Genomic DNA, 25,322 nt, shown 5'->3' with positions numbered 1-25,322 from the left:
ATGCGTTACCTCCCCCTCACGCCCGATGACCGCAGCGCGATGCTCGCGGCGGTCGGCGCTGCCTCGATCGACGATCTGTTCGTCGACGTGCCTGCCGAAGCGCGGCTCGACGGCCCGATCGCCGGCCTTCCCGGTCATGCCAGCGAACTGGCGGTCGAGCGCCATATGGCAGCGCTCGCGCGACAGAATCGCGCCGCCGGCGACGGTCCCTTCTTCCTCGGTGCGGGCGCCTATCGCCACCATGTGCCCGCGAGTGTCGACCATCTGATCCAGCGCGGCGAGTTTCTGACTGCCTACACGCCCTATCAGCCCGAAATCGCGCAGGGCACGCTGCAGATGCTGTTCGAGTTCCAGACGCAGGTCGCGCGTCTTTTCGGCACCGACGTCGCCAATGCGTCCATGTACGACGGCTCGACTGCCTGCTGGGAGGCGATCGTGATGGCGCGGCGCATCATCAAGCGCGGCAAGGCGTTGCTCTCGACCGGCCTCCATCCGCATTATCGCAGCGTCGCGCGGACGATGGCGAAATATACCGGTGACCAGCTTGTCGACGGCGACCCGACGCTTGAAGCCGGTACCGACTGGGCCGCGCTCGCCGCCGCTATCGACAAGGATACAAGCTGCGTCGTCGTTCAATATCCCGATATATTGGGCCGCATCGACGACATGAGCGCGCTCGCTACGGCATGCCAGGCGGCCGGTGCGCTGCTGATCGCGGTCGTTACCGAACCCGTTGCCCTGGGTCTCATCAAGTCGCCGGGCGAGATGGGCGCCGATATCGTGGTGGGCGAGGGGCAGGCGATCGGCGTCGGGCTCCAGTTCGGCGGTCCCTATGTTGGCCTGTTTGCGTGCAAGACGAAATATGTCCGCCAGATGCCGGGGCGGCTGTGCGGAGAGACGGTCGATGCCAATGGCAAGCGCGGCTTCGTTCTGACGCTGTCGACGCGTGAGCAGCATATCCGGCGCGAGAAGGCGACGAGCAATATCTGCACGAATGCAGGGCTTTGCGCGCTGGCCTTCAGCATCCACATGACCTTACTCGGCGAAGCGGGGTTGCGGCAGCTTGCCGGCATCAACCACGGGCGCGCCAGGGTGGCAGCGGCCGAACTGGCGCAAGTACCGGGCGTGTCGGTCGTCAACAGCGGCTTCTTCAACGAATTCACGCTGCGGCTGCCCGTCGACGCGCGCGCGACGGTTCACAAGCTCGCCGAAAAGGGCGTGCTCGGCGGCGTGTCGCTCGGGCGCCTTTATCCTGACAATGACGCGCTGGCGAACGGCCTGGTCGTCGCCGTCACCGAAACCGCGACCGAAGAGGATATCGCCGCCTTTGCCGCGGCGCTGAAGGAGGTGCTGGCATGACCGCGCTCAACCCCGCCGGCTGGCGCCCCGAAATGCACGGCGCTGGTGGTGCCGCCGATACCGCGACATTTACCGGCAACCGCGCGCTGTTGCTCGAGGAGCCGTTGATCTTCGAGATCGGCTCGACCGCGACCACCGGCGTCGACTTCGACGAGGCGGCGCCCGCTGCCGATCTCGGCGCGCTGATGCGCCGCGATCCCATCGGCCTGCCGGGGCTCAGCGAGTCCGAAACGGTGCGCCACTATACGCGCCTGTCGCGCCAGAATTATGCGATCGACCTCGGCCTCTTCCCACTTGGCAGCTGCACGATGAAGCATAACCCGCGCCTCAACGAAAAGGTCGCGCGGATGCCGGGCTTTGCCGACGTGCATCCGCTCCAGCCGCAGGAAACGGTGCAGGGCGCGCTTGCGGTCATCAACGAACTCGCGGTGTGGCTGATCGAACTCACCGGCATGTACGGCGTCGCCATGTCGCCCAAGGCGGGCGCGCACGGCGAGCTTTGCGGGATCCTGTGCATCAAGGCGGCGCTCGAAGCGCGCGGCGAGGACCGGCGGGTGCTGCTCGTCCCCGAAAGCGCGCATGGGACCAATCCCGCAACAGCTGCCTTTTCCGGCTTCACGGTCGAGGATATTCCGGCGACCGCGGAGGGGCGCGTCGATCTCGCGGCGCTCAAGGCGCGGCTCGGCCCCGATGTGGCGGGCGTGATGATCACCAACCCCAACACCTGCGGCCTGTTCGAACGCGACATGAAAGCGATTTCGGACGCGGTGCACGCGGTGGGCGGCTATGTCTATTGCGACGGCGCCAACTTCAACGCGATCGTCGGCAAGGTTCGCCCCGGCGACCTTGGCATCGACGCGATGCACATCAACCTGCACAAGACCTTTTCGACCCCGCACGGCGGCGGTGGTCCCGGTTCGGGGCCGGTCGTGCTGTCGAAGGCGCTCGCGCCCTATGGCCCGATCCCCTATTCGGCGCGCTACGCCGACGGGTCTTTCAAGCTGGTCGAGGAAGAAAGCGCGGGCGCCGAGCACCCCGACACCTTCGGTCGCATGACCGCCTTCCACGGCCAGATGGGCATGTTCACCCGCGCGCTGGCCTATATTCTCAGCCACGGGGCCGACGGGCTGAAGCAGGTCGCCGAGGATGCGGTGCTCAACGCAAACTATATCCTGCGCAGCCTGGAGGATGTGCTCGATGCGCCCTTCGCCGCGTCGGGACCATGCATGCACGAGGCGCTGTTCAGCGATCGCGGGCTTGCCGAGGGCTTCTCGACGCTCGACATCGCCAAGGGACTGATCGACGAAGGCTATCACCCGATGACGGTCTATTTCCCGCTCGTCGTCCACGGCGCGATGCTCGTCGAACCCACCGAGACCGAATCGAAGGCGGTGCTTGACCAGTTCGTCGGTGCGCTGCGCAGCATCGCGCTTCGCGCAAAGAACGGCGATCCGGCGCTCAAGTCGGCGCCGCATTTCGCCCCGCGCGCGCGGCTCGACGAGACGCTGGCGGCGCGCAAGCCGGTGCTTCGCTGGGAGGATTGATGCGCGCCGCGGGCGAGGATGAAAGCGGTGCCGCGCCGCGCCGGGGCGGCTGCGGTCTCGCCGCCGCCTTGTCGCTCGTCGTCTTCGCCGCGATCTGGCTGGCCGCGGTAACCGGCTACGGCCTTGTCGCCGAACAATGGGAAATCGTCCGGCCCCGCCGCGCGCTCGCGCACCACTGGGTGTTCGGCTATGCGCCGCTCATCGCGCTGGGTTTCGCGCTGCTCACCGCCTTCGTCGTGATGCGGCGGCGGGCCGCGGCGCGAATGACGCTGCTGATTTTGTCGGCGGGGCTGGTTGCATTGTTCGGCGGAATCATCTTTCTCGGCGTCGGCGGACTGATCTGAAGGGGAAAAGCGATGAGCTGGGATAGCGTTTTCCTGCTGGCCAATTATTGGGCGATCGGTGGCTGGCTGCTTCTCGCCTTCGCGCCGCGCGGGCCGAAAGTGCTGGCGCTGATCCTCTATGCCGGGGTCTTCCTGCTCTGCCTCGCCTATGCCGTGATGCTCGGCGGCTTCCTCTCCGGCACGATCGATGCCGGCGGAACCGGCGGCGGCAATTTCACGACGCTGGCGGGGGTGATGAAATTATTCGACAGTCCCGGCGGCGCGGCGCTCGGCTGGACGCATTATCTGGCCTTCGACCTGTTCACGGGCATGTGGATTGCCCGCGATGCCGATGCCAAGGGTTTCAGCCGGATCGTCCAGTTCCCTTTCCTGTTCCTGACGCTGATGGTCGGGCCGGTCGGGCTGCTGGCGTGGCTGATCGTGCGCGAACGTCGCGCGCGGGCGCAGGCAAAGGCGAAGTGAGGCGGTCATGAACGCCGGAACCGCCCCGTCGCCGCTGCTGCATTATCTGATCCCCGCCGGGGTCGTTCTGCTCGTGCTGTTCTTTAGGCTGCGCTCGGTCGGCAAGGCACGGCGGTTGCGGCTCGAACGCCTTTGGATATTGCCGACCTTCTACGCGCTATTGCTGGGTTTCATTTTCTGGAACGCTCCGCCGCACGGACTGGTGTGGATATGGTGCCTTGTCGCGCTCGCGGTCGGCAGCGGCCTCGGCTGGATGCGCGGCAAGTTGATGCAGGTTGCGGTCGATCCCGACACGCATGAACTCAGCCAGACCGTGTCGCCCGCAGCGTTGCTTTTCTTCGTCGCGCTCATCTTCATCCGGGGTGTGTCGCGCAACATGGCCGAAGGCGTCGCCGGCCACGGACAGGCGGGGTTGATGGCCGTTACCGATATCCTGATGGCCTTCGCGCTCGGCTTCATCGTTTTTCAGCGGGTCGAGATCGCGCTGCGCGCCCGGCGCCTGCTCGCGGCAGCGCGTTCGTCGCGGCGATGAAGGGGCCGTGGACGCCTTCGGACGGCGGCGAGGGCGACAAGCGCCATGCCCCCGCAACCTTGCGCAATCGCGACACGATCGCCGCGGTGCTCGGCGACTGGCTCCCCGCGTCGGGCACGGTGCTTGAGGTGGCGAGCGGTTCGGGCGAGCATGCCGTCCATTTCGCCGCCGCCTTCCCGAAGCTTGACTGGCAGGCGAGCGACCCCGACCCAGCCGCGCTCGCCTCGATCGCGGCCTGGAGCGCCGAGGCAGGGCTGCCGAACATCGCCGCGCCGCTGCACCTCGACGCATCGGCGCCGGACTGGCCGCTGGGACATGCCGATGCCCTCTTGTGCATCAACATGGTGCATATCAGCCCGTGGGCGGCGACGCTGGGCTTGTTCGCGGGGGCGGCGCGATTGCTGGGATCGGGCGCCCCTCTGATCCTTTACGGCCCTTATCTCGAAGCCGATGTCGCGACCGCCGACAGCAACCTTGCCTTTGACGAGAGCCTGCGCAGCCGCAATCCCGCCTGGGGGCTGCGCGAAGTGGAGGCGGTCGTCGATGCGGCCGCGCCGCACGGATTTGGCTTAACCGAGCGCCGCACCATGCCGGCGAACAATTTGATGCTGCTGTTCCGCAAACACAGCTGAGTCCGGCGGCGCGCCCAAGCTGTCACTGCTGTCAGGTTGGGCGTTCGGCGCTTTACCTTGGCCGCCGAAGCTTTAGCGTCCTTCTCGATTGCAAATAGCAACGCGATTCGAGGAGAGAGGATCGATGGCTGCCGACGTTTCGGACCTTGTCAGTTTCGACGAATTCATCACCCACTGGGCCGCCGACCGGCCGTCGCGCATTGCGATGCGCGAAGAGGACCGATTGTTCACCTATGCCGAGCTTGAGGAGCGGACGGCGCGCGTGGCAAGCGCGCTGCGCGCCGCGGGGCTCGAGAAGGGCGATCGCATCGCGTGGATCGGCAAGAACAGCGACCTCTATTTCACGCTCTTCTTTGGCGCCGCGCGCGCCGGGATCGTCATGGCGCCGATCGGCTGGCGGCTTTCGCCCGTCGAATGGGCCTATATCATCAACGATACCCGGGCGAAGATCGTCTTCACCGGCCCCGGTTTCGACGCGGTGCCCGATCAGTTGGCGGGCAAGCTCGACCATGCGCCGCGCATCGTCGGCGATACCGAGGCACGCGCGCTGATCGAGGCGACGCCGCGCGCGCCCTTCACCCCGTCCGGTCCCGACGATGCCGTGCTGCAACTTTATACCTCGGGGACCACCGGCAGTCCCAAAGGTGCCGTGCTGTCGAACCGCAATTTGTTCGCGTTGCGGAAAAACTCGGCCGACGCCGATCTGGCCTATACGAAATGGGACGATGACGAGGCGGTGCTTGTCGCGATGCCCTGCGCGCATATCGGCGGAACGGGGCTTGGGATCATGGCGCTGGCGGCAGGGCTGCCCGGCATCATCCTCGCCGAATTCAATCCCGACGGGGTTTTCGATGCGGTCGAACAACATGGCGTGACGCGCTTCTTCATCGTTCCCGCGGCGCTTCAGATGCTGCTGCTCCACCCGCGCTGCGGCACGGTCGATTACAGCCGGCTCAAATATATCCTCTATGGCGCGGCCCCGATCCCGCTCGAACTGCTGCGCCAGTGCATCAAGATGTTCGGGGCGGAATTCATCCAGGCTTATGGGATGACCGAAACGACAGGCACCATCTGCATGCTGCCGCCCGAGGATCATGATCCCGAAGGCAACAAGCGCATGCGGTCGGCGGGCAAGCCGCTGCCCGGCGTGGAGATCAGGATCATCGGCGACGACGGGCAGGATATGCCCGTGGGCGCGGTGGGCGAGGTTGTCACGCGCTCTTCGAACAATATGCTCGGTTACTGGAACCTGCCCGAGGCGACCGCGCGCACGATGACGGGCGACGGCTGGATCCACACCGGCGACGCCGGCTATATGGACGAGGACGGTTATCTCTACATCCACGACCGGGTGAAGGATATGATCATCACCGGCGGCGAGAATGTCTATCCGGCGGAGGTCGAAAGCGCGATCTACGGCCACCCGGCGGTGCAGGAAGTCGCCGTGATCGGCATCCCCGATCTCAAATGGGGTGAAACGGTCAAGGCGGTCGTCGTGCCCAAGCCCGGGACGACGGTGGAAGAGGCCGACATCATTGCCTGGGCGCGCGAGCGCATAGCGCCATTCAAATGTCCGCGCAGCGTCGACGTGATCGAGGCGCTGCCGCGCAACGCCAGCGGCAAGATTCTTCGCAAGGATCTCCGCGCCCCTTATTGGGAAGGCTATGAGCGGATGGTGAATTGACGGCCGATCCGATCCAGAGGCAGGGGCGGGAGGCCTTCCGGCAGGAGGTTCGCGGCTGGATTGCGGCCAATCTGACCGACGATCTGCGCGACGCCGCGGCGCGCGCGACGAGCGTGTTCGTCGACAAGCCGCATGCGATGGCGTGGCAGGCGATCCTGCATCGCCATGGCTGGGCGGCGCCGCACTGGCCGCGCGAATATGGCGGGACCGGCTGGGACGAGACACAGCGGCATATCTTCGATTCCGAACTCGCCGCTGCCGGCGCGCCCAGCCTGTCGCCGATGGGATTGCGCATGGTCGCGCCGTGCATCATGCGCTTCGGCACCCCCGAGCAGAAGGCGCATTATCTGCCGCGTATCCTGTCGGGCGAGGATTTCTGGTGCCAGGGCTATTCCGAACCGCAGGCAGGATCGGATCTTGCCAGCCTGTCGCTCCGCGCCGAGCGCGATGGCGACGATTATGTGCTGACCGGGTCGAAGATCTGGACGACGCACGCCCATTTCGCGAACCGCATGTTCTGCCTGGTGCGCACCAGCCGTGACGGCCGCCCGCAACAGGGCATCACCTTCCTGTTGCTCGACATGACGCTGCCGGGGATCGAGGTGCGGCCGATCCTGACGCTGTCGGGCGACCATGATTTCAACCAGGTCTTTTTCGACAATGTCCGCGTGCCGCAATCGGGGCGGCTCGGCGAAGAGGATCGGGGGTGGGGCGTCGCCAAATATCTGCTCGAGTTCGAACGCTCGGCGGCTTACGCTGCGGGGCTGACCGCGGCGCTCGATCGCCTGCTGGCCGGCGCGGCGGCGCGCGATTTCGGCGAGGGCGGCACCTTGCTTGACGATCCGGCGATCCGGCGGCGTTTCGCACGGCTCTATACCGATGTCCACGCGATCCATGCCGCCGAGCAGCGGATGATGGCGGCAATCGCGCTCGGGCGCAGCCCCGGTCCGGCGTCATCGATGCTGAAGGTGCAGGGAACCGAGGCGCAGCAGCGGATACAGGAACTGGCGGTCGACATCGCCGGTCCCTACGCGGCGCCGCACCAGTTCGCGGCGCGCGCGCCGGGCAGCAATCTGCCCTTCGTCGGACCCGAAGACGATCTCACCGCTTCGGCGCGCTATTTCAACGGTCGCGCCGCGTCGATCTATGGCGGGTCGAACGAGATTCAGCGCAATATCATGGCCAAGCTGATGCTGGGGCTATAGCTGCGGCGCGTCGGTGCGCTGGCGTTCGCGGGCGCGAAGGAAGGCGGGGCGGGCAGTGCAGCGATGCAGCCAGTCGGTCGTCGCTTCGCCCAGCACGTCGGCCGCGCCCAGCGTTGTCGCAAGGAAGGCGGCATAGCCGATCACGATGTCGGCGGCGGTGAAACGGCCGGCGACCAGCCAGTCGCGCCCGTCGGCGAGCGCCGCCTCGATGCTCTTGGCGCGGCCGCCGAAGAAGGCCTTGTAATCGTCGACCGCCTGCGCGAGCCGGCGCTCGGCGGGTTCGACGCGCGTGTAGCGGATCATGACCGCGAGCGGGAAGGTCAGCGTGGCATCGCTGCGGTGCAGCCAGTTGCGATAGTCCCAATAATCCGCTTCGTCGCGGCGCACCTCGAGCGCACTGTCCTCGACGATGCGTTCGCATATGGCCGCGGATTCGGTCATCACCCGTCCGCCTTCGACCCAGCCCGGCACCGTCATCAGCGGATTGACGGCGCGATATTCGGGCGCAAAGGCGCGCGGCGGAAAGGGCAGGACGCGCAGGTCGACGTCTGCGCCCACCTCTTCGACCGCCCACAGGCAGCGCAGCGAGCGGGCATCGGGGCAATGGTAGAGGATGGGCGGGGTCATGCGGTGATATCCTTCATCCGTTCGATATGCAGGCGATGCTCGCGCCAGGCGATGAACAGCCCGCTCGCGACGATCAGCGGCGCGCCGACCCAGGTCGTCTCCGCAGGCAGGGTGCCAAAGAAGAACCAGCCGCAGGCAATCGACCACAGCAGGCTCGAATAATCCATCGGCGTCACCACCGCGACAGGCGCGAGGCGCAGCGCGCCGGTCAGCGACAATTGCACCACTGCACCGAGCAGGCCGAGCCCGATCAGCAACGCCCATTCGCCGGCGCCATGCGCGGTCATCACGAACGGCAGCGCCAGACCGAGCGGGAGCATCGAGATCAGACTGAACCAGAAGACGATCGTCATCGGACTTTCGGTGCGCGCCAGATCGCGGACCTGGATCGTGATCAGCGCGGTCATCACCGCCCCGCCGAGCGCAATCAGCGTGCCGAGCCCGTGATGGCCGGTGAAGCCCTGCGCGACGAGCGTCGTCGGATTGAGGACGAGCAGGACGCCAAGGAAACCGACCAGCACGGCGCTCCACCGCTGCCACCCCGTTGGCTCGCGGAGGAACAGCGCGGCAAAGATCACCGCGAAGATCGGCACCGACAGGTTGATCGTCGTCGCCTCGGCCATGGGCAAAAAGATCATCCCGCCGAAGTTGAGCGCCATGCCGGTCAGCCCCATCATCGCTCGCCGCGCATGGGTGCCGATCCGGTGGGTGCGATAGATGGCAAGGCCGCCCCGCGTCAGCGCCCAGCCGACGAGCATCGGCAGCACGATCGCCTGCCGCCAGAACAGGCTCTCGACGATATGGATGCCCGCGGCGTCGATCCGCTTCACGAGCACGAACATCAAGGAGAGGCTGAGCATGGCGAGCAGCCGCAGCGCGATGCCGCCCAGATAATGCTGCGGAACCTCGGGGGACGGGGCGGTGCTCATGCGCCGTTTCGCATATCAGCCTGCCGATGCTTTGCAAGCTAGGGTTCCGGCCCGAGCCAAGCGGCGACAACAATGTTGGGATCGATCGTGCAATCCCCTTGCGCGCGGCCCCCCGTTACGGCTAAGGGCGCACTCCGGCCTAGGGGTATAGCTCAGCTGGTAGAGCATCGGTCTCCAAAACCGAGGGTCGCGGGTTCGAATCCTGCTGCCCCTGCCAGGCCGGACCACGGCGGCTCTCGAAGTGTGCGCCGTTCCAGCGAATATTGTAATTGATAGGGGCTTTCGTGCCGTCGCGCTCAAGGCCGCGCCGCATGTGCCAAAGCGCGGTCGAGAAGCGAGCGCTCCGCCAGCGCATCGTCCAGGCGGTCGAGGAGCGGTATCAGATCGCCGGCTTCGGCATTGAGTTCGGCCGCGCTGGCGCCGAGCGCCTGCCAGAGTCCGGCGAGTTCTCTGGTCAGCGCCTCGCCTTTCGGCGTCAGCGCTATCGGACGTCTTCGCGCATCCTTGCCGTCGGTGAGACTGTGGACGAAGCCCTTGGCCTCCAGCGAACGCCGCGCCTGGCTTATCGAGACATGGGTTAGACGTAGCGCCGACGCGATGTCGCCTACGGTCATCGGCCCGTTGCGCATGATCTGATTGAGAATCCCGAACCATCGCTGCTCGAATTCGATGCCGTATGCGGCGTATAGTTGAGCGCTCTCGCGATCGATCCGTTCGGACAGCCGGCGCAGCCTGGCGCCCAGTGCCGCGCCGCCGGCGAGTCGGCTGTAATCGGGTTGTTCGCTCATGAGAGCGCGTTCCCGAGCGTGAACAACTTGCGTGCGATGGCCTTGATCGCGGCTTTGCTGGATGCGGTCGCCGAGCCGTTGGTGAGGATTGCGATCCCGGTCGTCGTCGCGGGATCGAGGTAGACCGCCGTGAAAACGCCGGGATCGCCGCCCCAATGATTGATGCGCGGCGCGCCTTCGCCCTCGGATTCCATCCAGCCGAGCCCTTGACCGGTCAGCCAAACCGGCAGACCTGGCGGCTTTTGCATGTGGAGCATCTCATCCATCGAGGGTTCGGCGAGCATCCGGTGAGACCCGGTGCGGCCGCGATTTGCCGACGCCGCGACGAAGGGCATGAGGCCCGAGATCGAGGCGCGGAGCATGCCCGCAGGCCAATCGGGAAATCCGACGGGCGCAACAGGGACAAGACGCTGCGCGTCGCTTTCATAGGGCGTGACGCGAAGCGCGGCCGGAACATCGGCGAGGGTCCACGACAGATGATCCATGCCGAGCGGGCTGAACAGCCGGCGCTGCAGATAGGTCCTGAAATCGACGCCGGCGACGCGCGTGCCGATATAGCCGAGCAGGCCATAGCCGACGTTGCAATAGTCATAGGCCCGTCCCGGTGGCGCGCCGGAAAAGCTTCCGGTCGCAGAATAATGTGTTCCGCCGGGAACCAGGTAACTGTGCAGGAAATCGCCGAGTGCGAGCGGCGAATCGCCGCCGTGCGTCCGGAAATCGACCGCATAATAGGTCGCATCCGAGATGCCCGACATGTGCATGAGAAGGTGGCGCGCGGTAATATTTTGCTCGGGCGCTGCCGGAGAAACGACCGCGAAGTCGAGGTAGCGGTTGATCGGCGCGTCGATATCCAGCCGTCCCTCCTCCGCCAGCATCATGATCCCGGTGGCGGTAATCGTTTTCGTCACCGACGCGAGGTGAAACATCGAATCGACGGTGACAGGCCGCCGCATGGCAATGTCGGCATGGCCGCAGGTTCGCGACAGCAGCACTTTGCCCGATCGCGCAAGGCCGACGGCAAGGCCTGTCATCCCGCCGCTGCGCCTCTGGTCCGCAAGGAAGCGGTCGAGGTTCTCGGCGGCGGGGGAGCGCGCGAGCGCTGGTGGCGCGAGCGCAACGGCCGAAAGCGCTCCGGCAAGAAAGGATCGGCGGCCAACCGCCGCATGCATGGACGCCGTCGATGCGGCCGAAGGATCATCGATCATTGGCTATCAATGTAGGCACCTACATATATTGTCAAGACAGGTAATTCGCGCGTCCCTATGCACTCGCCGTCGCATTGCCGCTGCGTCAGGAGCGATCGATCCGTTCCACGATCAGGGCGGCGCCAACCCCCATCGCGCCCGTTACGACCACGAGCCCCAAACGCCCGTCGCACGCATCGAGCGCGTCGAGCAGTGCCGACGTCAGGATCGCGCCGCTGGCGCCCATTGGATGTCCCTTTGCCAGATGCCCCCCGCCGACGTTCACCCGCATCGGATCGACATCATAATCGCGCAGGAATTTGGCGATGGTGACCGCGAAGGCTTCCATGAATTCGATGCGATCCATGGCGTCGATCGTCAGTCCGGTGCGTGCCAATACCTTGTCCATCGCGGCGAAGCCGGCGGTCAGCGACGCGGCCGGATCGCCGCCGCATTCGGCAAAGGCGACGACGCGCGCGCGCGGGGCGTCGCCGAGCCCGTCGGTTCCGAGAAGCGCGAGGGCGGTGCCGTCGCAGATCGGCGGCGTGTGGGCGACGCTGTGCAGCGGCGCAAAGCGCACGCCGCCGAGCGCCCCAGCATATTGATCCTGCAGGTCGCCAAAAGCTGGCGGTGTGTCGGCGAGGGTCTCCGCGCTGGTTTGCGGGCGCAGGCATTCCTCGCGCGACAGCGCCCCGGTGTCGATGCGCGAGCGTTGCAGCGCCAGGCTGTCCTCCGCCGCCACCGCGCGCTGCTGTGACAGGAGGGCGACAGCGTCTAGGTCGGCACGCGCAATGTCTTCGGCATGGGCGAGCCGGTCGGCGCCGAGAACCGGCGGAACGAAGCGAGCATGCGGCGGCAACTCGGCGTTGGTGTAGAAGCTCGCCCGGTCGCCCAGAAAGGGCGCGCTGCTCATCGATTCGACGCCGCCGGCGAGGATCGAATTCATCTCGCCGCTCGCCACCTTCGCAATCGCCTGGCCGATGGCCGAAAGGCCCGATGCGCAGTAATTGTTGATGCTGTGTGCGATGGTTTCGTGCGGCAGACCGGCGTGGAGTTTGGCGACCAGCGCGATGTGGCCGCCCTGCGTGCCGCTCTGCGTTACGCAGCCGAGCAGCAGCGCGTCGGGCGCGGCCGCCGCATCGCCGCATCGCGCGCGCAGCGCGATGATCTGCTGGCGAACCAGTTCCTGCGGGCTGAGCTTTGCAAGGCCGCCGTCCGGCCGCGCTTTGCCGCGCGGTGTCCGCACCGCGTCGTAGATATAGACGTCGGTCAAATCAGGTGCCGACGACGAAGCTGACTGCGGTCGTGGCACTGCCGCCGACGTTGAAGGTCGCGAAATTGCGCGCGCCTTCGACCTGATAGTCGCCGGCATTGCCCGTTACCTGCCGCCAGCCGTCGAGCAGCATCCGCACGCCCGTCGCGCCGACCGGATGGCCGAGCCCGATCAGCCCGCCCGACGGATTGACCGGCAGCTTGCCGCCGAGCGCAATCGTCCCGTCCTCGACCGCGCGCCAGCTTTCGCCTGGCTTGGTGATGCCGAAATGATCGATCGCCATATATTCGGTTATCGAGAAGCAATCATGCACCTCGACCCCGTCGCAGGCATAGATATCGGGCATCTCGGCGCGGCGCAGCGCGTCCATCATCGCCTTGCGCACGCTGGGGAAGACATAGTCGCCGCCGCGACTGTCGGCGACCTTGGTCGAATAGAGCAGGGGGGCGGTGGCGTGGCCCCAGCCCTTGATGCGCGGGATGCTTTCGAGCGGGATGCCGCGGCGCTTCGCATAAGCCTCGGCAACCTCGCGCGAGGCGAGGAAGATGGCGGCAGCGCCGTCGGTCACCTGTCCGCAGTCGGATTTGCGCAGGCTTCCTTCGATCAGCGGATTGACCTCATCATTCTCGCCGAGATGATCGTCGGTCACCGCCCAGCCGCGCGTCTGCGAGTTGGGGTTCTTCTTCGCATTGGCGAAGTTATTCGCCGAAATGGCGCGCAGATGCGCGCGATCGAGCCCGAAACGCTCGTCATATTCCTCGGCGACGCGCGCGAACATGTACGGCCACAGGTAACGCGCCTCCTGCGCCTCGCGCCCGGCCCAGGCGGCGGCGCCGAGATATTCGGCGGCGCGCTGGCCGGGCACATTGCGCATCAGTTCGATGCCGAGCACGAGCACGAGGCCATAGCGCTCGGCCTCGATCTCGGCCGCTGCGGCGAGGATCGCAATGCTGCCCGAGGCGCAGGCGGCCTCGTGGCGCGAGGCGGGGATGCCCGCAAGGTCGGGGTGGACATGGCCGAAGAAGCCGCCGAGCTGGCCTTGGCCCGCGAACAGTTCGCCGACGAAATTGCCGACGTGCGCGGTTTCGACCTCGCGGGGTTCGATACCGGTCGCAGCGAAGGCGGCCTCCGCAACGTCGCGGAACAGCTCGAACAACCCGCCGCCCTCGCGTTCGAGATTGCGCGCGAAGTCGGTTTGCGCGCCGCCGAGGATGAAGACATCTTTCGCCATGTCAGGCTTCCTTTTCGAGAGTGGCGAGCGCCATTTCGCGCACTTCGCTGCGCATCACCTTGTTCGTGACGTTGCGCGGCAAGGCGTCGAAGCGGAACAGCCGTTCGGGCAGTTTGAACACCGCGAGGTCCTTTTCGCGGAGATAGTCGGTTACGTCGGACAGCCCCACATCCACGCCGCCGCGCGGGACATAGGCGAGCCCGATCCGCTCGCCCATCTTCGCGCAAGGCAGCGAGAAGGAGCAGGCCTCGGCCAGCAAGGGATGGCCGCCCAAGAGTTGGTCGATCTCCTCGGGCGAGATGTTCACGCCGCCGCGGATGATCAGATCCTTGCAGCGCCCGACGAAGCGGTAGAAATCGCCGCCTTCGGCAATTTCGAACAGGTCGCCGGTGCGGAACCAGCCGTCGGCTGTGAAGGCTTCGGCGGTGCGCTCGGGCACGTTGTGGTAGCCTTCGAACAAGGTCGGTCCGCGGATTTGAAGTTCGCCCGAGATGCCGTCCGCCTCGATCGGATCGCCGCCGCCGGGCGGGACGAGGCGGCTTTCGATATTGGGCGCGCGGCCCTCGCCATAGGGGCGCCGATAAGTGCCGCGGCGCGGGAACAGGCTCGCGCGCTTGTCGGGATCGGGCATGTCGCCCTCGCCGGTGATGAAGCTCATCCCCTCGTTCGACCCGAAGACGTTGACGATGACGATGCCGAGCTTTTCCTGAAAGCCGCGCACCATCGCGGGCGCTAGCGGTGCCGAACCCGAGGCGATGACGCGCAGGCTGGAGAGATCGACGCTCGCCAGCAAAGCCTCATTCTGCAGCAGCATATTGAGCACGGCGGGCGGGGCGATCGTCAGGCTCGGCCGTTCGGTCGCGATCTGCTGCAAATAGACGCCGGGATCGAAGGGATGATGCAGCACCATCGTGCCCGCGCTGGTCAGCCAGCACATGGTGATGCCGCCGATGCTCGCCATATTGATGAGCGGGAAGGGGTTGAGCAGGACATCGCCCGGCCCGACCTTCATCGCCTCGTATCCTGCCCCTGCGACCGCGATCCAGTGGTTATGGCTGCGCGGGACGCCCTTGGGCACGCCGGTGGTTCCCGAGGTCCAGCAGATGGTGAAGATGTCGTCGGCATCGACCGGGTTGGCGGCGACATGGGCTGCAAGAGCCTCGGCGTCGCCGCTGGCGGTCGACAGGTCGATCGCGCCGACGGGCGCCTTGGGGCCGAAGGTCATCAGCCGGATACCATCCAGCAGCGGCGCTGCTACGCCGACATGATCGCAACCCTTCATTTGCGTCGCGCAGACGAAGGCTTTGGGTTCGACCACGCCGATCATGCCTTTCAGCTCATGGCTGCGATATTGCACCGCCGCCGGGCTGACGATCGCGCCGATCTTCGCCGCCGCAAAATAGAGCGCGACGAACTCGCTGATGTTCGGAAGCTGGACGAGCAGTACATCATCCTTGCCGATCCCCGCCGCGACGAGCGCGCCCGCGAGCCGATCGATCTCCGCCGTCAGCTCGGCATAGGTCAACCGCTGCGGATCGCCGAAAGCGAAGCCGCCGCGATTGGGGGCATCGACCAGTGCGAGCCGGTCCGGATGGGCGGCCGCATTGGCTGCGAACAGATCGTCGAAGGTGCGATCGCCCCACCAGCCACTTTCGCGGTAGCGCCGCCTTTTATCCTCTCCCGCGACGATCATCGTCAGCCGGCCAGCACGCTGTTCGGACCCATGCCTATGTCATCGCCGCTCGCCCAGACGGTGTGTGTGCCCGAACAGATGCGCTCTGGCAGGATGATCCGGCACACCGGCCCCGCCGCGATATTCTTCGCGTCGACCAGCACGCATTCGGACGTGTCGGTTTCAAGGTCGGCGATGAAGGACACGAGATAGCCGTCGTCCTCGTCCTTGGCATCGATGCGCGGCGCGAACGGCGCTTCGCTGCCGAAGCGGCCGGGGCCGAAAAGATACTCCTCGCTCGTGCCGGCATCGAGGTCATGCTTGACGAGGCCGCGGAAGAGGAACCAGCCCGGCTCGGGGATGGCGCTATAGGCATAGCGATAGGGTTTGCCCGCATAGCGCTGGTTGAACATGCCGAATTCGAGGTCGCGCTCGTCGAGCCTTTGTTCGGTCGTCTTTCCGGTCTTGAGATTGAAGCGCCAGCGATGAAGGCGCGGCTTGAGCAAGCCCTGGTCAAGATAGGCCATCATCCGCTCCAGCCCCTCGGGAGCATCGGGATAGGATTTGGGCATCGGCTCTTCCTGATAATAGCCGTCGAGGATGATCTCGTCGCCTTCCTCCCACGCGTTGAGCCAGTGGAGCGTGTAGGTCGGTTCGGCCTCGAACCAGCGGATATCCTCAGGGGTTCCGTGCCGCGGGATGATCGCGAAGCGCGTCTTTTCGTCGGGGTGAAACTGGACGACGTGCAGGTTCTTTTCGAGCAGTTCCGCGTTCCAGTAGAGCGGCATGTCGTTGAGGATGGTGTAATTTTCGGTGAATGCCATGTCGTGCGGCAACCGCGGTCCGGCGAGCGGCACGGGAATATAATGTTTGAGTTTATTGTCTGCGCCGACGACGCCATAATGCATATAGGGCGCGTGCTTCGAATAGTTGAAGAACATCAGTTCGCCGGTCGCGAGATCGACCTTGCAATGCGCCGAAATGCCGTCGAGCGGCACCCAGCTTTCGGTGCCGAACTGTTCGAGCGTGAACGGGTCGAGCCGATAGGCCTCGCCGCACTGGTAGAAGGTCGAGATGATCTTGCCCGCGTGGATCGCGACGTCGGTCGACGATGAATCCTTGAGCCATTCCTGCGCACCCCAGCCGTGGCGGGTCGATTTGTGCGGCGGTTCCATCAGCCCGGCCCAGAGCGAGCGGCCGGCTTCCTTCTCGGCCTCGAACCCCTTGGTGCGCACGAAGCGGCTGCGATAGCTCGCGCGGCCGTCCTTGAACGAGATCGCATGGATGAAGCCGTCACCGTCAAAGGGATGATAGCGGCCGATCGGTTCGTGAATCTGGTTCTCGCCAGTGCGGACGTAAACGCCGTCGATGTCGGTCGGGATCGTGCCGATCACCTCGACATCGCCATTGGCGAAGACCGCATTCCACTCATTGTAGGTCGGCCGCCACGCGCCCTTCATATAGGGATGGTCGTTCGGTTGAACGGTGGTCCGGATCGTGTCGACAAGCTGAGCGGTCATGCGATGACTCCTTCGGCGGCTGCAAAGCGCGGCCTGGCGGCGGCCGCATCATATTCTTTCAAGAGACGGTCGACGATGTCCGCGACGGGTTCGGTCGCGCGCACCGCGCCGACGCCCTGACCCGCAGACCAGACATTCTTCCATGCCTTGGCGTCGTCCTGCGCATCGGAGAAATTGGGGCGCTTGTCCTCGGGCATGTTCGCTGGGTCGTAGCCCGCAGCGATCAGGCTCGATTTCAGCCAGTTGGCGGTCACGCCGGTGATGCCGTTCGACGGCACGATGTCCTCGGCGCCTGCCGCGACCACCATGTCCTTGTAAGGCTGCGCCGCCATGCTCTCGGTGCAGGCGATCAGCGACGTGCCAAGATAGGCGAAGTCGGCTCCCAATATTTCGGCGGCCCGTATCGCGTGGCCGGTCGAGATTGCGCCGCCCAGCACCAAGGGCCCGTCCCAGAACTGTCGCACTTCCTCGACAAAGGCGAAACCGGCGGTGGCGCCGGTATGGCCGCCGGCTCCCGCCGCGACGAGCACCAGTCCATCGACGCCCGCAGCCACGGCCTTGCGGGCGAAGCCCACCGAATTGACGTCGGCGAAAACGATGCCGCCATAGGCGTGGATTTGCTCGACGACGCGGGCGGGACTGCCGAGCGCAGTGATGACGAGCGGAACCTTGTGCCGCACGACGCAGGCGAGGTCGTCGGCAAGCCGGCTGTTCGACGGATGCACCACCAGATTGACCGCCCAGGCGGCGGCGTCGGGATCGTTCGAGAGTGCCGCATCGATGCGGCTCACCCAGGCTTCCAGATCGGCGGTCGTCCGCGCGTTGGGAGCGGGAAAGCTGCCGATCATTCCGGCGCGCGAGGCGGCGATGACCATATCAGGGCCCGAGACGAGGAACATCGGCGCCGCGATTGCGGGCAGGCGCAAATTGCGCGTCAAAGCTGCGGGAAGGCCGTGCTTCGGCTTCATTCCTGTCTCCCAAAACTTACTTGCATAGTGATACTAACTTGCGTAACAGAACTTATGCCCGTTCAAGAGGCATTTGCAAGCAAAACATGCCGGCCCGTCGCCGGCAGTGGGGAGAGGGAGAATCATGAAGCATTCACTTGCCATGCTGTTGGCTGCGTCGGCGCTTGCCGGTCCCGCGGCTGCGTTCGCGCAGGAGGCCCCCGCCGAAAGCCAGGGCGGCCTCGACGACATCATCGTTACTGCCCAGAAGCGCGCCGAGGGCTTGTCCGATGTGCCGATCTCGATTTCCGCGGTCAGCGGCAAGCAGGTCGAAAGCTATGGGCAGACCAACCTTGAGCAGATCAGTTCGTCGGTGCCGAATCTTAAGATCACCCAGACCGCGATCGCCAATCGCATCGCGATCCGCGGCATCGCCTCGGGCGACAACAAGGGGTTCGAACAGTCGGTCGCGATGTTCGTCGATGGCGTCTATTATGGACGCGACCAGCTTTCGCGCCTGCCGCTCGTCGATATGGAGCGGGTCGAGGTTTTGCGAGGCCCCCAACCGACGCTGTTCGGCAAGAATGCAATCGCAGGGGCGGTCAATATCACGACACGCAGCCCGACCGACGAATTCGAGGGGACGGTGAGCGGCCTCTATGAATTCAATCACAAGGAACTGCAGCTGACCGGCGTTCTGTCGGGGCCGCTGAGCGACGGCATCGAAGCGCGCGTGGTTGGCTATCATCGCTCGATGGACGGATATTTCTACAACCAGAAATTGAAGCGCAACGAGCCCAACGTCGATGAATATTATGTCCGCGGCAAGGTGGAGTTCGACAAGGGCGGGCCGCTCGCGGCCGAACTGAAGCTCGAATATGCAGACTTCGCGATGAAGGGCCAGCCACGCGACGTGTTCGGCGCGGTCGGGAATTACAATGCGGTCTTCCAGGGCCCCTTCTTCGTCAGCACCGTCCCCGACTATGTGCGCGAGGATAATGGCTATGAAAGCCGCAACAAGGTGTTCGGGGCGACGCTGAACGCCGATCTGGAAATCGGCGAGCACACGCTGACCTCGGTCACGTCGCTGCTCGACTATAAGACGCGCGAGATCGTCGATGTCGACTTTTCGGGGATCAGCTTTCTCGACGGTACGAATTTGCGCGAGGATTATCGGCAGTTTTCGCAAGAGCTCCGCCTGACCTCGCCCGGCGGCGAGGCGTTCAACTATATCGGCGGGGTCTATTATCAGCACGCCAAGCTGGACGTTCAGGATTTCACCCTCTTCAATCCGACCTTCCTGGGGCTGGGCGCACCGTTCAACGCGCTCGGTGACACGCGCAACGACCGCGACTACAGCCAGACGTCGGACTTGATATCGGCCTTTGCGCAAGGCGAATTGTCGCTGACCGACCAGCTTCGCGTTACCGCCGGCGCGCGCTTCAACCATGAGAAGAAGAGCGGCCGCCGATCGCTCGCCATCGTGCAAGGCCCGCTCAGCACCGCGCCCGCTGCCGTCGTCGCTGCGGTGTTCCGCGCGCTCAACATCGAGGCGCACAGCATCGCCGGCAAGCTGAGCGAGGACAGCTTCAATCCGATGGTCAACGTCCAGTTCGACGCGACCGACGACCTGATGCTCTACGCGTCCTACGCGCGCGGAACCAAGGCTGGCGGCTTCGACATCCGGTCGAACTCGCTGCCGACGTCGACCACGGTCGCCAAGCCCGGCGCGTTCGAATTCCAGGACGAAAGCGCCGACAATTTCGAAGCGGGGCTGAAATACAAGGGCCGCGACGTCGCCTTCAACCTGTCCTTCTATCGCACCAAATACAAGGATCTGCAGGTCAACATCTTCGACGGGACGCTCAACTTCAACGTCCGCAATGCGGCGGCGGCGCGGACGCAGGGGATCGAAGCGGATTTTCGCGCGGCGCTCGCCGAAGGCCTGACCATCAGCGGCGCGATCGCCTATCTCGATTTCAAATTCACCAACTTCACCGACGGCCAATGCTATTATCTGCAGACGCCGGGACCGGGTGGCTTCTGCGACTATAGCGGCAAGCGTAACGCGCTGAGTCCGAAATGGTCGGGTAATCTCAATGTCGATTACTGGACGCCGGTCGGCAGCGACCTCAAGCTGTCATTCAACGTCAACGCCGACTTTTCCTCCTCCTATATCGCGGCGGCGAACCTCGACCCGCGGACCTATCAGGGCAGCTATGCGAAGCTTGGCGCCCGCATCGGCTTGGGACAGATCGACAATCGCTGGGAAGTGGCGCTGATCGGCCGCAATCTGACCGACCAGCGGATCCTTCAGACCGGCAGCGCGATGCCGCTTGCGACGACGATTACGGGCGGGGCGGGCAATGCCTATAACGGGATCGTCGATCGGCCGCGAACGATTGCGGTGCAGGTTACGGGGCGCTTTTGAACCAGCTCTCCCCCGACGGAAGCATGGGCGCGGGCACCGCCCATCTTCCGTCGGACCGGCCTTGTCGCGTGCTGTTCCGCGGAGTAGGGCGGGCCCAGCAATGGACGCATCAGCCGTGAAAGAAGATCGCACCATCCGCGCCTGTTCGATCTGGCGCGCGCTCGATGTCGTCGGCGACGTTCCGGTGCTGCTCATCATGGAGCAGGCCTTTCTCGGCACCCATGGCTTCGACGAATTCGTGGCGCGGACCGGGCTCGCGCGATCGGTCGTCAGCGGACGGCTGCGCAAGCTGGTCGACGAGGACTGCCTTGCCAAACGGCCGAAGAAGGAAGGGCGCGGTTCCTATTATGCGCTGACCGAGAAGGGGCGCGACCAGTTTCCCAACGCCTTGATGATGCTGCGCTGGCAGCATCGCTGGGAAGCCGCAAGCCGCGACTTTCGCGTTCGTCTGCGGCACAGCGCGTGCGGCGCGGAAACCGAGCCGACGCCGATATGCGCCCATTGCCGGAAGGAAATCGACCCGCGCGACGTCGACTGGCGCGAAGGGCCGGGGCTGGCCCAGGTCGTTCCGCACTATGAACGCCGGCGCTTCAACGGCGCGGTGACGGCGCGCCGCCCGGGCGGGCGCCCGCTGGTCGACACGATGATCGAATTGTTCGGCGATCGATGGGCGACGCTTGTGGTGCGCGCGATGTTCACGCGCATCAACCGCTTCGATGACATTCAGCGCGACACGTTGATGGCGACCAATATCCTGACCGGCCGCCTCGAACGGCTGATCCGGCAGGGCATATTGCGCACCATTCCCTATTCGGCGCACGCCGACCGCGTCGAATATCGGCTGACCGAAAAGGGCCGCGACCTTTATCCCGTATTGCTGGCGCTGCTCCAGTGGGGCGACCGCTGGTTTTCCGACGAACGCGGCCCGCCGCTGATCCTGACGCACAAGCCATGCGGCCACGACCTTCGGATGATCGTTGCCTGCAACCATTGCGACGGCGAAATCGGCATCCACAATCTGACGTTCGAGATCGAATGAGCGTCCGGAGCCGATAGTAATGCGCAGCCGCGCTAGTTAAGCCGCGTCCACGTCTTGGTTCGACAGAAAAAGGCGAGGCAGCCCTTCACTTCCAGCTTGCCGTTGCCGAGCAGTCGCAGTTCGCCGCGCGACGCTCCGTCGCCGGTTTCGGGGTCGTACACGGGGCCGCCCTTCCACTGGGACGGGCCGCCCTTGAAATTCTGGAGCACGACCAGCCCCATCAACCGACGCTGGCGCAGCTTGGGATCGCCGTTCCGCACGTCGCGCAGATCGGGATTGGCGCGCAGCCGCTTTGCATCGACCACCTTGCCGCATAGCGCCGCGCCGCAGCGATAGATTTCGACCCGTCCGCCTTCGCTGCCCGTCGCCCACAGCCCAACGGGATCGGCAGCCATGGCGCTTGCGGGGGCAAGAGCGGCGGCGGCAGCGAGGCCCATCGCAATCGCGCGGCGGCTCATGCCGCCTGCTCCCGGCTCGCGGGCGCGTTCAGCAAAGCGAGCGCTTCGGCCAGGAGGGGGCGGTCGTCGTGCTGCCAGGGATGAAAGCCCGGCCGCATATAGCCGACCACACCTTTGAGCAGATGCCGCATCAGGCCGTGCCTTCCATAGAGATAGGCGAGCAAGTGCCGCCACGTCGTCCAGTCGTTGCGCCCGTCCTGCCGCAACAGATCTGCGGTATTGCGGAAAATCACATAGTGAAAGCGCAAAGTCGTAACGCCCATGACGGCGCAGCGCTTCAACCAGCGCCGCAGCGGCATCATGTCACGCGTTGCATGAAGATAGGTGTCGTAGGCGACCGCCTTATGCTCGATTTCCTCGATCGCGTGCCACCGCCACAAACGCCGCGCTTCCTCGCTCGCGCCGCCCAGATGCCCGGGATTCGCGAGCGCGTCATGCGCCAGCGTCGCGGTAAAATGTTCGAGTGCGCAGGTTGCCGCCAATTGCTGGAGCGGCGGGCGCTGTTTCGCCCATGCGATCGTCCGGCGCGCGCGTTCTTCGAGTGGGGCGATGTCGTAACCGACATCTTCGGCCTGGCGATTGAAGACGACATGTTCGCGCGAATGCATCGATTCCTGATAGATGAAATCGTCGATCTGGCCGCGCAGCGGCTGCGGCGTGCCTTCGCGATACTGCCGGACCGATGTCATGAAGAATTTCTCGCCGACAGGGAAGGTGGACGACAGCGCGTTGAAAAAGGCGGTGCGACCGGGGTCGCCGCTGTGCCACCAGCGCGGCGGGGCCTGCTCGCGGCCGAACTTCATGTCGCGCTTCTCGATCCTGAGATCAGGAGGCGTGGGCGTATCGAGGGTCATGAACAGCTCCTGCGAATCATCAACATTAACATCAATGTTTATAATGCAAATATTCGCCATTCGCAAGAGATGCTACTATCCTGTTTCAGAACGGCTTTTTCGGAAGCCGATCGGAAGGCTGTTTCGCTTGCGTACATTGGTCTAAGGCCATGTGGACCGCAGGTGGAGGAAAGAGCGATGGCGCGAATGTACAAGATGGCGCGGCCCGCCCCGAAACGCCGCAAGCGATCGGGCGCGGAGGTGCGCGAAGAAGGGCTGGCCGCGGCGCGTCGTCTGCTGCTCGACGGCGGTCCGGGTGCCGTGACGCTTGCCAACGTCGGCGAAGCAATCGGCATGTCGCACGCCAATGTGCTGCATCATTTCGGTTCAGCGGCGGGTCTGCAATCGGCGCTGATGGGATCGATGATCCAGGATCTGACGGGCGCGCTGGATAATGTCGTCGACCTGCTGGAAACCGACGATGCGGCGCCGCGCACGATTACCGATAATGTTTTCGATGCCTTTGACAAGGGCGGCGCCGGGCCGCTCGCGGCGTGGATCGTTCTGTCGGGCGATGTCGGCCGCCTCGAGCCGATCCGCGAAGCGGTCGGTTCGCTCGTCACCGCGATCCTCGGTCAGTCGAAGGATGCCGCCGCGCGCGAGCGCGTCCGCGCCGCAGTGCTGATGGTAGCTGTCAGCGCGTTCGGCGATGCGGTGATCGGCCCCTATCTACGCGATATGCTGGGCCAGAAGGATGATGCGATGCGCGATCTCGTCACCCGCTTTCTGCCGCTGTTCCTGTCTCCCGGCTTTCTGGGGCTGGCCGAGGACTAGGGTCAGTATCCAGGGGTCAGGGGCCAGCCGCGAGCAGGATGCTATCGTCGGATGTCGACACGCGATGCGCAATGCCGTTGAGTTCCATGGCCTTGACGAACCCGTCGACGTCGCCCGCCTCGAACACGCCGACAATGCGGCGATCCGGCACCACGCCGTTTGCGAACGTCAGCTTGCGGATTGAATAGCGGTTCATCTGGTCAACCGCCTCGGCCAGCGGGTCCTGCATGAAGACGAGGCGACCTTCGGTCCAGCTCGTTTCCTTGCTGACATCGACACGCCGCAGGGTCCAATTGCGATCGGTCCCGATCGTCAGCTTGCGACCGGGGACCATATCGGCGCCATCACCGGTCCCTGAGGCGCTCTCCTCGACGCGCACCTTACCCTCGGCCAGAACCACGACGACATTGCCGCCATCGAGGCTGACTTCGAAGGCTGTGCCGACGGCGCGAACGCTCTTGCCGTTCGCATGAACGATGAAGGGACGCGATTTGTCGTGCGCGACCCGGAAAAAGGCCCGGCCGCCGATCAGTTCGACCAAGCGCCGGCCACCGCGCTCCTGAAACCGCATGTCGGTTTCGGAATCGAGCGTTACCACCGTCCCGTCGGGTAGGGTGACGGTGCTGCGCTGTCCGGTTTCTGTACGGAATGTCTGAGCAAGCTGCGCCGGTTCGCCGCGCATCAGCGGCGGCGCCAAAAAAGCTGCGGCGACCATAAGCAAGATCGACGCCGCGATCGCCATCCACCAGCCCATAGGGCGTGAAGACGGTCTGTCGTCGATGTCCGGCTCCGCGCGCGACGCTGCGAACGCGGGATCGTCGGCAGCGGCGCCCGCAAGCGCCCACGCCCGTTCGACCCGGCGATAGACGTCGCGATGCAAGTCGGAATGATCGAGCCATTCGTGAAAGCGGCGTTCGTCGTCGACCGTCATGTCGCCGGCAAGATGCAGGTTCAGCCAATGCGCGGCTTCCGAACGCGCGGCCGCGCGATTGCCATGGTCGGTGGCGCTCACAGTTCGGCCTCCATTTCTTCGGCAATCCTGACCAGCGCGCGGTGCATCAATTCCTTCACCGAATCCTTGGTGATCCCCATGCGCTGCGCAATCGCCTGATAGGTCAGATGTTCGAACCGGTGCAATTCGAACGCCTGTCGCGCCCGTGGAGGCAAATTGACGATCGCCGCCACCACGCGGCGATATTCCTCCTGGCCGATCGCAATGCGTTCGGGCGAAAGCTGGTCGGCCTCTTCGACGCCGTCCGCCCATGCCGCCTGGAGGACCGCGCTGCTGCGCGCCTGTTTGCGGTAGCGGCTGATCAGCACATTCCGCGCGGTCGCGAACAGATAGCCTTCGACATTTTCCACTGGCGTTCCGAACTGAGCCGCCTGCAGGCGCAGAAATACGTCCTGCACCAGATCATCTACGTCCCCGTCGTTGACCCGCCGCCGGAAATAGCGCCGCAATCCCGGACCATAGGCGTGCATCCACGCCTCCAGGTCCTGGTCAGGGCGCGGCACGCCCATGTCAGACCGTGCCCGCTCGGCAGGGGCGCCCGCAAAGGCATTGCGCGTTGATCGCCTTCATCGCCGTCATTGAGCTATCGGTCCAATCCATTTTTCCTCCTCACCCGGCAAACCGGGGCAAGGCTCGTTAAGATAGACGCCCGCGCGCGAAGAGAGGGGGGAGCAAATAACCATAATTGTACAATTTTATCATGCGTTGGTGCGTTGTTAACATTAACATCGTTGAAAATTATCACGCACTCATCCCCCCGAAACAAGGGGATGGGCGTCTAG

Annotated in this window: 24 protein-coding genes and 1 tRNA gene; 12 read left to right on the top strand and 13 right to left on the bottom strand. The window is 65.0% G+C overall.

Translation table 11 applies throughout. The features are described from left to right. From gcvPA to AOA14_RS01825, 8 genes are all read left to right on the top strand, one after another. Entirely contained in the window at positions 1 to 1,359 is a 1,359-nt protein-coding gene (gene gcvPA / locus AOA14_RS01860; RefSeq protein WP_062900550.1) for an aminomethyl-transferring glycine dehydrogenase subunit GcvPA, read from the top strand. Continuing rightward, the gene (gene gcvPB, locus AOA14_RS01855) at positions 1,356 to 2,903 is read left to right on the top strand and encodes an aminomethyl-transferring glycine dehydrogenase subunit GcvPB (RefSeq protein WP_062900549.1); all 1,548 of its coding nucleotides are present in this window, start codon (positions 1,356 to 1,358) and stop codon (positions 2,901 to 2,903) included. The genes gcvPA and gcvPB overlap by 4 nt, the downstream gene beginning before the upstream one ends. Continuing rightward, positions 2,903 to 3,247 carry a hypothetical protein gene (locus AOA14_RS01850; RefSeq protein ID WP_062900548.1) on the top strand — a complete coding sequence of 115 codons (345 nt, stop codon included), beginning with the start codon at positions 2,903 to 2,905 and terminating at the stop codon, positions 3,245 to 3,247. The genes gcvPB and AOA14_RS01850 overlap by 1 nt, the downstream gene beginning before the upstream one ends. A 12-nt stretch (positions 3,248 to 3,259) precedes the next feature. Further along, positions 3,260 to 3,709 carry an ABA4-like family protein gene (locus AOA14_RS01845; protein WP_062900547.1) on the top strand — a complete coding sequence of 150 codons (450 nt, stop codon included), beginning with the start codon at positions 3,260 to 3,262 and terminating at the stop codon, positions 3,707 to 3,709. A gap of 7 nt (positions 3,710 to 3,716) precedes the next feature. After that, positions 3,717 to 4,241: a CcdC protein domain-containing protein gene (locus AOA14_RS01840; protein WP_062900546.1), complete on the top strand. Its 525-nt coding sequence runs from the start codon at positions 3,717 to 3,719 to the stop codon at positions 4,239 to 4,241. Continuing rightward, positions 4,238 to 4,873: a DUF938 domain-containing protein gene (locus AOA14_RS01835; protein ID WP_062900545.1), complete on the top strand. Its 636-nt coding sequence runs from the start codon at positions 4,238 to 4,240 to the stop codon at positions 4,871 to 4,873. Before AOA14_RS01840 ends, AOA14_RS01835 begins: the two co-directional genes overlap by 4 nt. Positions 4,874 to 4,997: 124 nt before the next feature. Further along, complete coding sequence (locus AOA14_RS01830) at positions 4,998 to 6,557, top strand: fatty acid--CoA ligase (RefSeq protein ID WP_062900544.1); 1,560 nt, start codon at positions 4,998 to 5,000, stop codon at positions 6,555 to 6,557. Next, the gene (locus tag AOA14_RS01825) at positions 6,554 to 7,762 is read left to right on the top strand and encodes an acyl-CoA dehydrogenase family protein (protein WP_062900543.1); all 1,209 of its coding nucleotides are present in this window, start codon (positions 6,554 to 6,556) and stop codon (positions 7,760 to 7,762) included. Before AOA14_RS01830 ends, AOA14_RS01825 begins: the two co-directional genes overlap by 4 nt. On the opposite strand, the gene AOA14_RS01820 is transcribed toward AOA14_RS01825, so the two are convergent. Together AOA14_RS01820 and AOA14_RS01815 are read right to left on the bottom strand one after the other, a co-directional pair. Then, a complete protein-coding gene (locus tag AOA14_RS01820; RefSeq protein WP_062900542.1) occupies positions 7,757 to 8,389 on the bottom strand; it encodes a glutathione S-transferase family protein in 633 nt (210 codons plus the stop codon). The two genes, AOA14_RS01825 and AOA14_RS01820, sit on opposite strands and share 6 nt — an antisense overlap. Beyond that, a complete protein-coding gene (locus tag AOA14_RS01815; RefSeq protein WP_062900541.1) occupies positions 8,386 to 9,318 on the bottom strand; it encodes a DMT family transporter in 933 nt (310 codons plus the stop codon). The genes AOA14_RS01820 and AOA14_RS01815 overlap by 4 nt, the downstream gene beginning before the upstream one ends. Before the next feature lie 141 nt (positions 9,319 to 9,459). Here AOA14_RS01815 and AOA14_RS01810 point away from each other — a divergent pair. Then, positions 9,460 to 9,535: transfer RNA gene (locus AOA14_RS01810), tRNA-Trp, on the top strand. 79 nt (positions 9,536 to 9,614) lie between these two features. Here the strand turns inward: AOA14_RS01810 and AOA14_RS01805 are convergent. The 7 genes from AOA14_RS01805 to AOA14_RS01775 all read right to left on the bottom strand — a co-directional run bounded on the left by AOA14_RS01805 (position 9,615) and on the right by AOA14_RS01775 (position 17,954). Next, a complete protein-coding gene (locus AOA14_RS01805; RefSeq protein WP_062900540.1) occupies positions 9,615 to 10,106 on the bottom strand; it encodes a MarR family winged helix-turn-helix transcriptional regulator in 492 nt (163 codons plus the stop codon). Beyond that, complete coding sequence (locus tag AOA14_RS01800) at positions 10,103 to 11,311, bottom strand: serine hydrolase domain-containing protein (protein WP_062900539.1); 1,209 nt, start codon at positions 11,309 to 11,311, stop codon at positions 10,103 to 10,105. The genes AOA14_RS01805 and AOA14_RS01800 overlap by 4 nt, the downstream gene beginning before the upstream one ends. An 85-nt stretch (positions 11,312 to 11,396) precedes the next feature. Then, positions 11,397 to 12,563, bottom strand: a complete 1,167-nt coding sequence (locus AOA14_RS01795; RefSeq protein ID WP_062900538.1) for an acetyl-CoA C-acyltransferase — start codon at positions 12,561 to 12,563, stop codon at positions 11,397 to 11,399. A gap of 1 nt (position 12,564) precedes the next feature. Then, entirely contained in the window at positions 12,565 to 13,794 is a 1,230-nt protein-coding gene (locus tag AOA14_RS01790) for an acetyl-CoA acetyltransferase (protein WP_062900537.1), read from the bottom strand. 1 nt (position 13,795) lies between these two features. Next, positions 13,796 to 15,487 (bottom strand): class I adenylate-forming enzyme family protein, encoded by a 1,692-nt coding sequence (locus tag AOA14_RS01785; protein WP_062900536.1) that lies wholly within the window; start codon positions 15,485 to 15,487, stop codon positions 13,796 to 13,798. Positions 15,488 to 15,489: 2 nt separating this feature from the next. After that, positions 15,490 to 16,986 carry a carotenoid oxygenase family protein gene (locus AOA14_RS01780; RefSeq protein ID WP_062900535.1) on the bottom strand — a complete coding sequence of 499 codons (1,497 nt, stop codon included), beginning with the start codon at positions 16,984 to 16,986 and terminating at the stop codon, positions 15,490 to 15,492. After that, on the bottom strand, positions 16,983 to 17,954 hold the full coding sequence (locus AOA14_RS01775; RefSeq protein WP_062900534.1) for an NAD(P)H-dependent flavin oxidoreductase: 972 nt from the start codon (positions 17,952 to 17,954) through the stop codon (positions 16,983 to 16,985). Before AOA14_RS01775 ends, AOA14_RS01780 begins: the two co-directional genes overlap by 4 nt. A 124-nt stretch (positions 17,955 to 18,078) precedes the next feature. On the opposite strand from AOA14_RS01775, the gene AOA14_RS01770 reads away from it, so the two are divergent. Next, positions 18,079 to 20,364 carry a TonB-dependent receptor gene (locus AOA14_RS01770; RefSeq protein WP_238929711.1) on the top strand — a complete coding sequence of 762 codons (2,286 nt, stop codon included), beginning with the start codon at positions 18,079 to 18,081 and terminating at the stop codon, positions 20,362 to 20,364. Positions 20,365 to 20,464: 100 nt separating this feature from the next. Next, on the top strand, positions 20,465 to 21,403 hold the full coding sequence (locus AOA14_RS01765) for a winged helix-turn-helix transcriptional regulator (protein WP_062900532.1): 939 nt from the start codon (positions 20,465 to 20,467) through the stop codon (positions 21,401 to 21,403). A 32-nt stretch (positions 21,404 to 21,435) separates the two neighbouring features. Here the strand turns inward: AOA14_RS01765 and AOA14_RS01760 are convergent, their stop codons facing one another. Together AOA14_RS01760 and AOA14_RS01755 are read right to left on the bottom strand one after the other, a co-directional pair. Beyond that, entirely contained in the window at positions 21,436 to 21,861 is a 426-nt protein-coding gene (locus tag AOA14_RS01760) for a DUF2147 domain-containing protein (RefSeq protein WP_062900531.1), read from the bottom strand. Then, positions 21,858 to 22,715: a metal-dependent hydrolase gene (locus AOA14_RS01755; protein ID WP_062902957.1), complete on the bottom strand. Its 858-nt coding sequence runs from the start codon at positions 22,713 to 22,715 to the stop codon at positions 21,858 to 21,860. Before AOA14_RS01755 ends, AOA14_RS01760 begins: the two co-directional genes overlap by 4 nt. A gap of 177 nt (positions 22,716 to 22,892) precedes the next feature. Between AOA14_RS01755 and AOA14_RS01750 the strand changes: the two genes are divergently transcribed. After that, positions 22,893 to 23,528, top strand: coding sequence for a TetR/AcrR family transcriptional regulator (locus AOA14_RS01750; protein WP_238929710.1), 636 nt, complete (start codon positions 22,893 to 22,895; stop codon positions 23,526 to 23,528). Between the two features lie 16 nt (positions 23,529 to 23,544). Here the strand turns inward: AOA14_RS01750 and AOA14_RS01745 are convergent, their stop codons facing one another. Continuing rightward, entirely contained in the window at positions 23,545 to 24,540 is a 996-nt protein-coding gene (locus AOA14_RS01745; RefSeq protein WP_062900529.1) for a FecR family protein, read from the bottom strand. Beyond that, positions 24,537 to 25,049, bottom strand: coding sequence for an RNA polymerase sigma factor (locus AOA14_RS01740; RefSeq protein WP_062900528.1), 513 nt, complete (start codon positions 25,047 to 25,049; stop codon positions 24,537 to 24,539). The genes AOA14_RS01745 and AOA14_RS01740 overlap by 4 nt, the downstream gene beginning before the upstream one ends. Positions 25,050 to 25,322 lie beyond the last annotated feature (273 nt).

This window comes from Sphingopyxis terrae subsp. terrae NBRC 15098 (genome assembly GCF_001610975.1).
Classification (GTDB): Bacteria; Pseudomonadota; Alphaproteobacteria; order Sphingomonadales; family Sphingomonadaceae; genus Sphingopyxis; species Sphingopyxis terrae_A.
Note: the sequence above shows the minus strand (reverse complement) of the source record. Positions and strands in the feature narration are given on the sequence as shown.

Bases quoted from the DNA above. Each gene is read 5' to 3' on its own strand.
- gcvPA (WP_062900550.1), top strand. From the start codon at position 1: ATGCGTTACCTCCCCCTCACGCCCGATGACCGCAGCGCGATGCTCGCG.
- gcvPB (WP_062900549.1), top strand. From the start codon at position 1,356: ATGACCGCGCTCAACCCCGCCGGCTGGCGCCCCGAAATGCACGGCGCT.
- AOA14_RS01850 (WP_062900548.1), top strand. From the start codon at position 2,903: ATGCGCGCCGCGGGCGAGGATGAAAGCGGTGCCGCGCCGCGCCGGGGC.
- AOA14_RS01845 (WP_062900547.1), top strand. From the start codon at position 3,260: ATGAGCTGGGATAGCGTTTTCCTGCTGGCCAATTATTGGGCGATCGGT.
- AOA14_RS01840 (WP_062900546.1), top strand. From the start codon at position 3,717: ATGAACGCCGGAACCGCCCCGTCGCCGCTGCTGCATTATCTGATCCCC.
- AOA14_RS01835 (WP_062900545.1), top strand. From the start codon at position 4,238: ATGAAGGGGCCGTGGACGCCTTCGGACGGCGGCGAGGGCGACAAGCGC.
- AOA14_RS01830 (WP_062900544.1), top strand. From the start codon at position 4,998: ATGGCTGCCGACGTTTCGGACCTTGTCAGTTTCGACGAATTCATCACC.
- AOA14_RS01820 (WP_062900542.1), bottom strand. From the start codon at position 8,389: ATGACCCCGCCCATCCTCTACCATTGCCCCGATGCCCGCTCGCTGCGC.
- AOA14_RS01815 (WP_062900541.1), bottom strand. From the start codon at position 9,318: ATGAGCACCGCCCCGTCCCCCGAGGTTCCGCAGCATTATCTGGGCGGC.
- AOA14_RS01805 (WP_062900540.1), bottom strand. From the start codon at position 10,106: ATGAGCGAACAACCCGATTACAGCCGACTCGCCGGCGGCGCGGCACTG.
- AOA14_RS01800 (WP_062900539.1), bottom strand. From the start codon at position 11,311: ATGATCGATGATCCTTCGGCCGCATCGACGGCGTCCATGCATGCGGCG.
- AOA14_RS01790 (WP_062900537.1), bottom strand. From the start codon at position 13,794: ATGGCGAAAGATGTCTTCATCCTCGGCGGCGCGCAAACCGACTTCGCG.
- AOA14_RS01785 (WP_062900536.1), bottom strand. From the start codon at position 15,487: ATGATCGTCGCGGGAGAGGATAAAAGGCGGCGCTACCGCGAAAGTGGC.
- AOA14_RS01780 (WP_062900535.1), bottom strand. From the start codon at position 16,986: ATGACCGCTCAGCTTGTCGACACGATCCGGACCACCGTTCAACCGAAC.
- AOA14_RS01775 (WP_062900534.1), bottom strand. From the start codon at position 17,954: ATGAAGCCGAAGCACGGCCTTCCCGCAGCTTTGACGCGCAATTTGCGC.
- AOA14_RS01770 (WP_238929711.1), top strand. From the start codon at position 18,079: ATGAAGCATTCACTTGCCATGCTGTTGGCTGCGTCGGCGCTTGCCGGT.
- AOA14_RS01765 (WP_062900532.1), top strand. From the start codon at position 20,465: ATGGACGCATCAGCCGTGAAAGAAGATCGCACCATCCGCGCCTGTTCG.
- AOA14_RS01760 (WP_062900531.1), bottom strand. From the start codon at position 21,861: ATGAGCCGCCGCGCGATTGCGATGGGCCTCGCTGCCGCCGCCGCTCTT.
- AOA14_RS01755 (WP_062902957.1), bottom strand. From the start codon at position 22,715: ATGACCCTCGATACGCCCACGCCTCCTGATCTCAGGATCGAGAAGCGC.
- AOA14_RS01750 (WP_238929710.1), top strand. From the start codon at position 22,893: ATGGCGCGAATGTACAAGATGGCGCGGCCCGCCCCGAAACGCCGCAAG.
- AOA14_RS01740 (WP_062900528.1), bottom strand. From the start codon at position 25,049: ATGGGCGTGCCGCGCCCTGACCAGGACCTGGAGGCGTGGATGCACGCC.